The sequence below is a fragment of the Desulfovibrio inopinatus DSM 10711 genome, assembly GCF_000429305.1.
Taxonomy (GTDB): Bacteria; Desulfobacterota; Desulfovibrionia; order Desulfovibrionales; family Desulfovibrionaceae; genus Alteridesulfovibrio; species Alteridesulfovibrio inopinatus.
On record NZ_AUBP01000047.1, the window covers coordinates 1 to 9,787 of the forward strand.

Here is a 9,787-nt window from a genome sequence, read left to right on the forward strand (position 1 = left end):
GTTGAGGCATTGCCATTCGGCAATATCGCTGCATCCAGCAGCACGAAACCAGAACCTTTGCCGTTTGGAGGCCCGTAGTGGCTACAAGTCGATTTGTTGTTTCCGTCGTGTTCACATCGGCCAAACCCATGGCGATAAGCGTCCTGGAGATCGATGTCACGCGTTTGTGGCCCATGCCGGGCTCATCTACAGCCTATCAATTGCGATATCTCGAACAGATACCGCAGGGAACGCCGTATCGGGATGTTGTGAGCAAGGCAAAGTCCATGATGGGCTCTCCACATCTTCGCAAACCAGGATACGGCAGACCGCTTCTTATTGTTGATTTTTCCGAGGTAGGGCGTCCCATGCTGGAGACCGTGCGCCGTGAACGGCTTGATCCTGTTGCCCTGTATATCGGTGGCGATGGAGGACAGGTCACACGGCCTGTTGGAGCGCGCCCTGATCCCAAGGAAATCATCGTCCCGTGGCCTGATATCATGTTGAGCATCCAACTTTGCTACCAAGAAGAGCGCATACAGGTCGCATCGGGTCTCGCCGCGGTCGAAGTCTATAATATCGCGCTGGCATCATGTCGGGCCGATATGCCGGGGGGAATCACGGCCTACCATGATGGTGAGCTGCTCCGTGCTGTCGGTGCCGGGCTGTGGGTCTGCGAACGCGGAAGGGATTACGCCGTTGGATTGGAGCAGGCAACAGCACGTCCCGTTACTCCCGTGTATCCTCGCAAAGGAGAAACCAATGAATTGTCCTAAGTGTGGCGCCAAGAATCCACCGGTCGTCACGTCGCGCACATTCCCAAAGACAAGTAATTTGCGTTGGCGTGTCTGCCGTGATTGCGGGGCACAGATCACCACGCACGAAATCATCGCATCATGCACGTCTGTCCCCGAAAGTTGTCCAGATGTAACACATATACCACATCTGGATAGCGCCGCCTTGTCAGAGTAGCAGGTTGTCTGACTATGCTCGTCTCAAATTTGAGGAGGCGAGCATGGCACCACGAGGCATTCGGAATAACAACCCCGGCAATATTCGCCATTCACCCACCAACTGGAAAGGTGAGTGCAAAGGCGAAGACAAGTCCTTCAAGACATTCGAATCTCCTGTCTATGGCATTCGTGCCATGGCAAAGCTTCTTCGTAATTATCAGCGTCTTTACGGTCTCTATACCCTCACACAGATGATCTCTCGTTGGGCTCCACCCAACGAAAACGATACGCAGGCCTACATTGATTATGTGTCGCGTCGATCCGGCGTTGCGCCCGATGTGCGTGTTGAGCCCGATGATTTCCCCAAAGTTATCGCCGCCATGATCAACATGGAAAATGGTCGGCAGCCCTACGATGATGAAACGATTGCCGAAGGCTGTCGGCTTGGATTGGCGTAGCTCCCGATGAGATATCACGCGATTCAACCAGGTAGCCTGCAATGTCTCGGTTGCGCCTTTGTGGTGATTGATCGGCATGGACGTCGAGGTTGCTCAAAAACACGGGAACAACGACCGTGTGAGCGTATGTGATGGAATGGATCAATCGTAATCTCTATTCCCTCGTCGCCGTGGCTGTCTGTCTGACGGTCTGTGCTGCGTTCCTCGCTATGATAGGCGCGAGTCTTTTGGGGGTCAGTCTCCCCGTCAAAGCTAGCGAGACGATAAACTATCTTATCGTCTCGCTGTTCTCGTTTGCATTCGGCTCGTCTGTCGGCTCCCGACGCAAAGATGATGCGCAACAGGGAGGTCGATAGCATGGCGCTCGTATGCGATCCCAATACTAGCAAGCGTGGTCTGTGTCTGGACCTCAAAGTCAACATCCCTTCCTTGATCGCTATCGGAGGCCTCATTGTCACCATGCTTTCGTTCGGTCTTGATTTGCAGCATCGGGTCGAATCACTGGAAGTGGCATCCAAGCGTTTCGAACATCAAGGCGAGCAAATTATAGGCGGAGCACTCAAAATGGAACGTCTTGAAACACGCATCGACGGCATTGAATCCCTTCTGCGTGACATTCGAGACGAACTTAAACGGCAGCGCAAGGGGTAGTCATGGGCGGTATCCCCATCACTGTCCTGAACAACGATCAGATCGATCAAGCCGAACGCGAGGAGCTTGAGCGCAAAGCGGCCCTTGATCGTCAATCGCAGCCTTTTGTTTCCGGCCTTGCGTCGCATGTCCGGCAATGCTGGGAGCATGCTCGTGATGCCAAACGTGCACCATCCGGGACAACACAGAGCGTCTATAACCGGATGTTGTCGGCATTACGCCAATATAAAGGCGTGTATTCGCCAGAGGAGGAACATGTTGCATCGCTTGATGGACCGTCTCGCGTCTACATTCGGCTTACTTCTGAAAAATGCCACGCCGCAATTTCCTGGATCATGGAATCCATTGCTCCTGCCGGTGAACGGGCCTGGGGTGCGGCAGCCACCCCCGAACCGGATCTACCACCGGAAGACATCGAAGCGATGGCACGTGCCGTTGCGCAATCTGCTTTCGAGCAATTTCGTCCACTACTTGAAATGTCAGGGGGGCAAGTCACGCCGGAGATGTCGTCGTGGATTCAAGAACAAGGACGAGCACAGCGCGAAGACGTCGAAAAACAATCAGTAAAGCAGGCGAAACGCGAGATCGAAGACGCCGAACAAACGATTGAGGATGTGCTTGTCGAGGGAGGATGGGAAGACGCTCTTGCCGAAATGGTGCAGGACCTTGTCATTTTCCCCGCCGGTATCATGAAAGGTCCGGTCTACGAATCACGCAAGGTCATGGTGTGGGGAGACGATGGGTTCCCTGTCGTAGAAAACAAGCTCTGTCGTGTTTTCCACCGTGTCAGCCCCTTCAATATTTATCCCTCTCCTTTGGCCCAAGACATTCAAGATGGCTACCTCATCGAGCATCACGTGCTGTCTCGTCGGGCGCTCCGCAATTTGATCGGTGTCGATGGGTACGACGAAACAGCCATTAAACAAATCCTTGAAGAACCGCATGGCCTTTCCGATTGGCTCGGCATCCTTGATGAAACAGAGCGAAAACACCTTGAGGATCGCCCACGAAGCAACGAAGACCCCGAGGAACGCATAGATGCGCTGCAATTTTGGGGATGGATACAAGGGCAAATGCTGATTGATTGGGGTGTTGATGCCGAGCGCATCCCGGACCCCACCGAAGAATACAGCGCCGAAGTCTGGTTGGTCGGCGACTGGTGCATCAAAGCCGAACTCAATGGCGATGCCATGGGCCGTCGTCCGTATCACAAAGTCTCTTTTCGGCCTCGTCCCGGTGCGTTTTGGGGTGAAGGCATCCCGGAGATGATTCGAGATATCCAGGAAATTTGCAATGCCACCTGCCGCGCCCTGGAAAACAATATGGCGATGTGTGCCGGGTTCCAGACTGGAGTCGATATCAATGCGATTCCTGAAGGGGCCAACATCACCGAAATTTTCCCTCACAAGATTTGGCAATACGACTTATCTCGCAGCATCGGGAAAGGCGCTCCGATCCAGTTTTTTCAGCCAGATCCGCGTGTGCAGGATTTTAAAAGCGTCTACGAATTTTTCTCCGCACAGGCCGACAATGTCACCGGCGTGCCGCGCTATTCATACGGCCAACAGCAATCCAGCGGTCCTTTGAGTACTGCAGCCGGATATTCGATGATGATCGAAAATATGAACAAAGGCATCCGGCTCGTTCTGTCGAACCTGGACCGCCAAATCATCGAACCGGTCATCAAAGATGTCTTTGTTGATCTCGTCCTCGAAGGCGAAATCGACTACCGGGGCGACCTCAACATCGAGGCGCACGGCACCAAACGACTGCTTGAAAAACACGCGCTCACCCTCCGGCGAAATGAATTTCTCCAAATCGCACTTGGTTCTCCGATTATTCAGCAACTTATCGGCCTCAACGGTCTTGCCGAGGTGCTTCGACCACACGTTGCTGATCTTGGTCTCAATACAGACGACATCATTCCTTCACCTGACACGATCCGCCGACAGGAAGAGATGGCTGCACAACAGCAAGCCGCTCTTGCCACTCAACAGCAACAGGCAATGCAGGTGACCACCTCATGATCAAACGAACCAAGCAACACATTGCAGCCATTCAACGGCTTTTGCTGACCCAAGACTTCGCCATGTTCTTGGACTGGCTGCAATCAGAACACGAATCACAAATTTCTCTCCTTGTTCAAGAACCCTCTGAAACGAATGTGCGTTGGCTTCAAGGGCGTGTGCAGCTTCTTAACGAAATACTGCAGGCCATCAAGGAGACACGCGACGTCGCAGAGAGAATGGAGAGCTGAAAACGACTGTCGGACGCTGGCTGGGACACCAATACCGGCTTCTGACGGCAAACCCGCGAACACCCACAGGGCTCGCGATGGAGCAACACGATGAATGGCGACAACGTTGAACACTTGCCGAAAGCGGTACGCCAACAAGCGGAAGAAAACCGCAAACTGCACGAACTCATTTTGCAGCAGCAACAGACGGAAGACGGGAACACCGAAGTGCATTCGGCTCCTGCCGAGACTGATGCCACATCGCAAGACGAATACTCGGCGCAGCACGACGCATCGCCGCAGGAGCATCAACAGCCGCAACCGGAGCCCCAGGCACATCAGTCTGAACATCCCTCTGAAGACGCATGGAAACAGAAATTCCAGGTGCTCAAAGGGAAATATGACGCTGAAGTCCCGAGGCTTCATTCCGAAATCAATACGTTGCGGAAGGATATTGCCGCGCTTCAGGAGCAAAACAAACTCGCGGAAGAACGTCAACGCAAGGCCGAAGAGGCTGCACACAACGCCACGTCTCTTGATCCGTCCCGATACGACGACTGGGACCCCGAGATCAAAGACCTCGTTTCGGAAGTTGATCGTCTCCAGCAAGCAAACGCCGCGCTTCGGTCTCAACTCGATTCCGAGCTTGGTGGTCTCAAGAAGCAGCAGCAGACCATGGAACGCCAGATGTCCACGACGAATTTGTTGGACGGCGTTCGCCGTGTCTATCCCGGATTTGATGCCCAAGATCAAGACCACGCCTTCATCGAATACATGCAAGGTGTCAGTCCCACCGACCCGGAAGGCAGAAAGCGAACGGACCTCCTCGCTGTCGCCATGCGTCGGGGGGATGTCGACTTTATCGCCAAACTCTACGGGGCTTGGCCCGGAGCCGACAAGTACAAGCATCCACCGGATTCTTCTCCTACACGACAGCCGTCATCGCGTCCGAAAAACGTCCAGCCTTCCTCTGCACCGTCTGAGCAATCCAACGCGCAAGGGAAGAAGATGTGGACGGAACGAGAAATGGATCAAGTCTACAAGCAGATTGCTTTGGGGAAATACCGAGGCAAAGACGATGAATCTCAAGTTCTTCTTCGCGAAATGTCAGACGCCGTCAACGAGGGGAGAGTCCGTCCTTAATATGAGGGCGTTATGCCGTTTCCCGTATATACCGCTGGCGGAGTACCAAGTTTATCTGGAACTTATGTTCCCAAACTTTTCGCCAAGGAATTACTTGTTAAGTTCTATCTGTCGACTGTGTTTAGCGAAATAGCGAACACTGATTATGAAGGTGATATCAGTGGCATGGGCGATCAGGTCGAAATTCGGACATGCCCCAGCGTCACGATTCGTGACTACATAAAAGGGCAACCGCTCGTCTACGAGTACCTGGACCCGATGAATGTGTCGCTCCTCATCGACAAGGGCAAGTATTACGGTTTCAACATTACCGATGTGGATAAAGCGCAATCCGACATCGAGATGCGCTCTAAATGGGGCGACGATGCCGCACAACAACTTAAGATCCAAATTGATGGAAGTATTCTGGACGCTATTCCAGCAGATGTCCATGCAAGCAATGTTGGCTCTACAGCTGGATTAGAATCAGAAAACATTGATCTTGGTACAACAGGTGCGGCCGCTAGTCTGACCAAATCCAATATCATCGATAAAATTTGTGAATGCTCGCAAATCCTTGATGAACAGAACCTGCCTGAAACCGATCGTTGGATCGTGCTTCCCCCGTGGGCCATTCAACGCGTCAAAACATCTGAAATCAAAGACGCGTCATTAAGTGGAGATGGAAAAAGCACGGTTCGAACCGGTCGTGTCGGCCGCGTGGATCGTTTCACCATCTACTCCTCTAATCAACTCAAAAAGGTTGTTGATGGTACTGATAAGGTCTGGAATATCCTGTTTGGTCATAAGTCTTCACTGACATTCGCAAGTCAATTCACAAAAGAAGAACTTATCAAAAATCCAAATGATTTTGGAGATATCCTCCGCGGCCTTCAGGTCTATGGATTTGAAGTCGTAAAGCCCGACGCCATGGGTCGATTGTATGCCAAACCGGCCGTTGATCTGCCGTAATTCAGCAAGGGGCTTCGGCCCCTCTTCAGGAGAACACTATGAAACTATTGAAGCATAAGAAAAACGGCTGGACGTCTCCATACAACGAATCGTGGGCCAAATCCGGGAAGTTCGAAATTATCGAAGCTCCTGATCATGACGACGTTGAGAAAAAAAGCGCGTCTCCCAAAAAACAAACCGCGTCGGCTATCGATAAGAAGAAGGAGTAGGTCATGGCGCGAACGTGTGGAGAACTTGCTGATGATATCCGCCAAATCTTGTTCGATCCGACTGGCATACGGTGGGATAACGATGAGATAATGAAGTGGATCAATCTTGCTCGTAAAGAGATATGCAAATACAAGCCTGATCTCTTTGTCAAAACGAAAACTGTGATCCTTGTGGCTGGCACAAAACAAAGTCTTCCGAGTTCCGCTATACGTATTGTCAAAGTTGTGCGGAATATGGGGACAACGGGAACATCTCCGGGGAGATCGATAACACTGACCGATCTCAAGATTTTGGAGAACCTTCCCGGATGGCATGCACACGATCCGTCCAGTGTTGTATTGCACTGGACGTTTGATGATCGCAGTCCCAAATCGTTTTATATCTTCCCTCCTCAACCCGCGACAGGACAAGGCTATGTGGAGATCATCTACATAGATTCCCCTGGAAATCTTACGATTAGTCAAGAGCTGGATATTGATGTCACGTATGAGTCGGATATCCTCAACTACGTTTTGGGGATGTGTTACCGCAAAGACGCTGATTTCGCCGGTAACGATAAACGATCCCAGGGTCATTTAAATGATTTCTATCGATCAATGGGGTCGCGTGAACAGCTTGAAATGATTGATGATCCAAATATTCGTTCCGCGGCCGGTCCACGCTCTTTGATTACGAGAGAGGGGAAATAAATGCTTTCCCCTGATTCTGTCATCTCGCTTGTCAGACCGGTTTGCCCTGACGCTCCTGTTCCATTTATCGCGATGGTCGTTTCGTCCGTTCTGGACGACTTTTGTAAGCGATCCATGGTCTGGAATACCACTCTCGACCCCATACACTGCGTCCCGGGACAGGTCGAATACGATCTCGATCCACCGTACGGCTCCAGGGTAAACATCTTGACGAGCGTTATGCGCGATGGTGCTCCGTTTTCCATGTATGACTTCAACGGAGTAGTGCTCACGTTAAACGTCGTCCCCAAAGGGCCCTATACGCTTGATGTCGACGCCGTCTTGTCGCCGACTCCTGATGCGACATCGCTCCCTGATCTCCTGACTCCGTGGATTCAAGATATTGCTCACGGTGTTACCGGACGACTCATGGCCATGCCCCAGAAGCCATGGTCCAATCAGATGGCCGAATACTACCTGTCGCAGTTCAATCATGCCGTCAATCGAGTGCGTCTTAATGCCAATCATAAAAATTCGATATCGTCGTTACGCGTGAGTCCTCGACGATTTCGTTAGTTATAAGGATATGTTATGTCCGCTATGTCCAACTACCTCGAGCAATCGCTTATCAATGCAATTCTGCGCGCTACTGCATTTTCCAGCCCGAATGTTGCGGACTTGCACCTTGCTCTCTTTGTGGCTGATCCAACCGATGCCAATATCACGACAAACGAGGTGAGCGCATCGTGGTACGAACGTCAACCAACCGGAACGTGGACCGCCCCCGGAGCGGAAAGTGGTCAGAGCTCCAATACGTCTTCTGTCACATTCCCTGCTGTCTCTGGAGATTCCGTGACAATCACGCATTTCGGTATTTATGATTCGTCTCTTTCCGGGAATTTGCTGCTCCATGGCCCTCTCACGACGCCCAAAACGATGGACGACGCCGACGTCGTCTCTTTTGCCCCCGGTTCGCTTGTTGTAACGATGGCGTAAGATGTCTGACTTCGGCCAGATCAATGGATTTGCGCTCAATGCAGTCCCGAGACAATACCGTATTGTTCACACAGACGGTATTGTCTCGGTTGTTCCTACAGTTACTGCGACTGCGGGATGGGTACTCTTTACTGATGGTATTGCATCTTGTCTGTCCGATATCTCTCCACCATCTCTATCCAATGTTGTTTCCGTTTCTGGATCGAGCATACAGTCACCTTCATTTGAAGGTGACATCCATATTATACGTGGAGCGAAAGCCACCATTTGTCCCATTGTACTCACAAGGACAGTCCCAACGGTTCACTTTGTTGGGGCTGGAATAGCGAGCGTTGAGTCATATTTCGGAAAAAATAGAAATATTGTTCAGCTAGCAGGCAATCTTGTTTGTCAAGCGCATGCTCATGTCGACAATCCTGTGTGGCGAGGGTGCTCTGGACATGCGTTATCCGTTGGCTCCAGCACCGCCATAGCAACAAAGGTTGCTGGTGGGGTTGGTGTTGCGCTTCCAAGATGCATGGCAATCGCTGGCGTTCAAATAAACAATATTCATTATGGCTGTTCGACATCGAAGAGTTCTGTTTCCGTATCGACTACCTGCATCAGAATACGACGTCCTCACGCATCACTCTCTCATCATATCTATACAGGAACCGTACATTTCACACGTACTCGTCTTGTATGCGGTGATATATCTGCAAATACGAGAGCAACAGGATATACAACAAGGTATAAACATATCTCCTCAAGTGTTGTTAGCCTTGCATTGACAACAGGAAAATCCAATAGAATACGATCACTATGTGGAATATCATCATCAGAAATACATACACAATCAATTAACCACAAGACAAAATGTATAAAAAATGTTTTTGGTGTATCGTCAGTTGTTGCTAGCATTAACAATACGCCTATTCGAGTTCATCATGGATTAGCAAACATAAATGCACAATCAATTATGCATGCTTCTCCACAAAAAAGAGCAGGTGTACATGTTACACTATCGTGTATTTGTACACAAACATCTACGATAACACGATACATTACTGACACGCTTTCTATTGATACGAAATGCTCCGTTTCTGTGGCTGGACATCGTATCATTGGTGCAAATCAAGAACTTACATCTTCATGCAATACAGATGTACGTTGCCAAGTTGCATTTACATCATGTGGTAACGTCTTAGCAAAAACATGTACGACAGGAGACATAAAACGGTTTCGTCATCTTTTGTTGGCAGAAAATTTGCGAACTCAGGCTCTTTTTTCTGGATTCGTCCAGACTATCATTGTTTGTCGTGACAAGAATAATCTTACTCCATTTGCAGAAACGATACTTGTCTCTGGTGGGATGGTCGTCAGGAAGGCAGAGATACAGGCTCAATGTCATATTGATACAATTGTATCTCCAGTTGTATTCTTCCCCACCAAAACAATATCACCGCTACAATGTGAGCATTTTGCCGAAGCAGCAGCACGAGTACACAAGCCTCCATCTGCTGTCAGTCTGCAATGCATAAGCAAGTCGGCAGCAGCAGCACG

General features: G+C 50.5%; 14 protein-coding genes. All 14 read left to right on the plus strand.

Translation table 11 applies throughout. The annotated features are described in order from the left end of the window. The first annotated feature begins 77 nt into the window (after window positions 1-77). The gene (locus G451_RS0119915) at window positions 78-755 is read left to right on the plus strand and encodes a hypothetical protein (RefSeq protein ID WP_027185630.1); all 678 of its coding nucleotides are present in this window, start codon (window positions 78-80) and stop codon (window positions 753-755) included. Beyond that, complete coding sequence (locus G451_RS35420) at window positions 742-951, plus strand: NrdR family transcriptional regulator (RefSeq protein ID WP_425387524.1); 210 nt, start codon at window positions 742-744, stop codon at window positions 949-951. Before G451_RS0119915 ends, G451_RS35420 begins: the two co-directional genes overlap by 14 nt. 43 nt (window positions 952-994) lie before the next feature. After that, window positions 995-1,390, plus strand: a complete 396-nt coding sequence (locus G451_RS0119920; RefSeq protein ID WP_027185631.1) for a hypothetical protein — start codon at window positions 995-997, stop codon at window positions 1,388-1,390. Between the two features lie 131 nt (window positions 1,391-1,521). After that, complete coding sequence (locus tag G451_RS0119925) at window positions 1,522-1,746, plus strand: hypothetical protein (RefSeq protein WP_027185632.1); 225 nt, start codon at window positions 1,522-1,524, stop codon at window positions 1,744-1,746. 1 nt (window position 1,747) lies between these two features. After that, the gene (locus G451_RS0119930) at window positions 1,748-2,041 is read left to right on the plus strand and encodes a hypothetical protein (RefSeq protein ID WP_027185633.1); all 294 of its coding nucleotides are present in this window, start codon (window positions 1,748-1,750) and stop codon (window positions 2,039-2,041) included. A gap of 2 nt (window positions 2,042-2,043) precedes the next feature. Then, a complete protein-coding gene (locus tag G451_RS0119935; protein WP_027185634.1) occupies window positions 2,044-4,068 on the plus strand; it encodes a portal protein in 2,025 nt (674 codons plus the stop codon). Then, the gene (locus tag G451_RS0119940; RefSeq protein WP_027185635.1) at window positions 4,065-4,298 is read left to right on the plus strand and encodes a hypothetical protein; all 234 of its coding nucleotides are present in this window, start codon (window positions 4,065-4,067) and stop codon (window positions 4,296-4,298) included. The genes G451_RS0119935 and G451_RS0119940 overlap by 4 nt, the downstream gene beginning before the upstream one ends. Window positions 4,299-4,388: 90 nt before the next feature. Next, window positions 4,389-5,420 (plus strand): hypothetical protein, encoded by a 1,032-nt coding sequence (locus G451_RS0119945; RefSeq protein WP_027185636.1) that lies wholly within the window; start codon window positions 4,389-4,391, stop codon window positions 5,418-5,420. Window positions 5,421-5,432: 12 nt separating this feature from the next. Continuing rightward, complete coding sequence (locus G451_RS0119950) at window positions 5,433-6,371, plus strand: phage major capsid protein (protein ID WP_027185637.1); 939 nt, start codon at window positions 5,433-5,435, stop codon at window positions 6,369-6,371. 38 nt (window positions 6,372-6,409) lie between these two features. Further along, entirely contained in the window at window positions 6,410-6,580 is a 171-nt protein-coding gene (locus G451_RS34310; protein WP_156921747.1) for a hypothetical protein, read from the plus strand. Between the two features lie 3 nt (window positions 6,581-6,583). After that, complete coding sequence (locus G451_RS0119960) at window positions 6,584-7,270, plus strand: phage adaptor protein (RefSeq protein ID WP_027185638.1); 687 nt, start codon at window positions 6,584-6,586, stop codon at window positions 7,268-7,270. After that, window positions 7,271-7,825 carry a hypothetical protein gene (locus G451_RS0119965; protein WP_027185639.1) on the plus strand — a complete coding sequence of 185 codons (555 nt, stop codon included), beginning with the start codon at window positions 7,271-7,273 and terminating at the stop codon, window positions 7,823-7,825. A gap of 15 nt (window positions 7,826-7,840) precedes the next feature. Further along, window positions 7,841-8,245, plus strand: a complete 405-nt coding sequence (locus tag G451_RS0119970; RefSeq protein WP_027185640.1) for a phage tail fiber protein — start codon at window positions 7,841-7,843, stop codon at window positions 8,243-8,245. Between the two features lies 1 nt (window position 8,246). Then, the coding region (locus G451_RS34315; RefSeq protein WP_156921748.1) for a hypothetical protein at window positions 8,247-9,787 on the plus strand (1,541 nt) is incomplete at its 3' end.

What these genes read in the sequence shown, in the direction of transcription:
- G451_RS0119960 (WP_027185638.1), top strand. Translation starts at nt 6,584, where the DNA reads ATGGCGCGAACGTGTGGAGAACTTGCTGATGATATCCGCCAAATCTTG.
- G451_RS0119970 (WP_027185640.1), top strand. Translation starts at nt 7,841, where the DNA reads ATGTCCGCTATGTCCAACTACCTCGAGCAATCGCTTATCAATGCAATT.
- G451_RS0119945 (WP_027185636.1), top strand. Translation starts at nt 4,389, where the DNA reads ATGAATGGCGACAACGTTGAACACTTGCCGAAAGCGGTACGCCAACAA.
- G451_RS0119925 (WP_027185632.1), top strand. Translation starts at nt 1,522, where the DNA reads ATGGAATGGATCAATCGTAATCTCTATTCCCTCGTCGCCGTGGCTGTC.
- G451_RS0119965 (WP_027185639.1), top strand. Translation starts at nt 7,271, where the DNA reads ATGCTTTCCCCTGATTCTGTCATCTCGCTTGTCAGACCGGTTTGCCCT.
- G451_RS0119940 (WP_027185635.1), top strand. Translation starts at nt 4,065, where the DNA reads ATGATCAAACGAACCAAGCAACACATTGCAGCCATTCAACGGCTTTTG.
- G451_RS0119930 (WP_027185633.1), top strand. Translation starts at nt 1,748, where the DNA reads ATGGCGCTCGTATGCGATCCCAATACTAGCAAGCGTGGTCTGTGTCTG.
- G451_RS34310 (WP_156921747.1), top strand. Translation starts at nt 6,410, where the DNA reads ATGAAACTATTGAAGCATAAGAAAAACGGCTGGACGTCTCCATACAAC.
- G451_RS35420 (WP_425387524.1), top strand. Translation starts at nt 742, where the DNA reads ATGAATTGTCCTAAGTGTGGCGCCAAGAATCCACCGGTCGTCACGTCG.
- G451_RS0119950 (WP_027185637.1), top strand. Translation starts at nt 5,433, where the DNA reads ATGCCGTTTCCCGTATATACCGCTGGCGGAGTACCAAGTTTATCTGGA.
- G451_RS0119935 (WP_027185634.1), top strand. Translation starts at nt 2,044, where the DNA reads ATGGGCGGTATCCCCATCACTGTCCTGAACAACGATCAGATCGATCAA.
- G451_RS0119920 (WP_027185631.1), top strand. Translation starts at nt 995, where the DNA reads ATGGCACCACGAGGCATTCGGAATAACAACCCCGGCAATATTCGCCAT.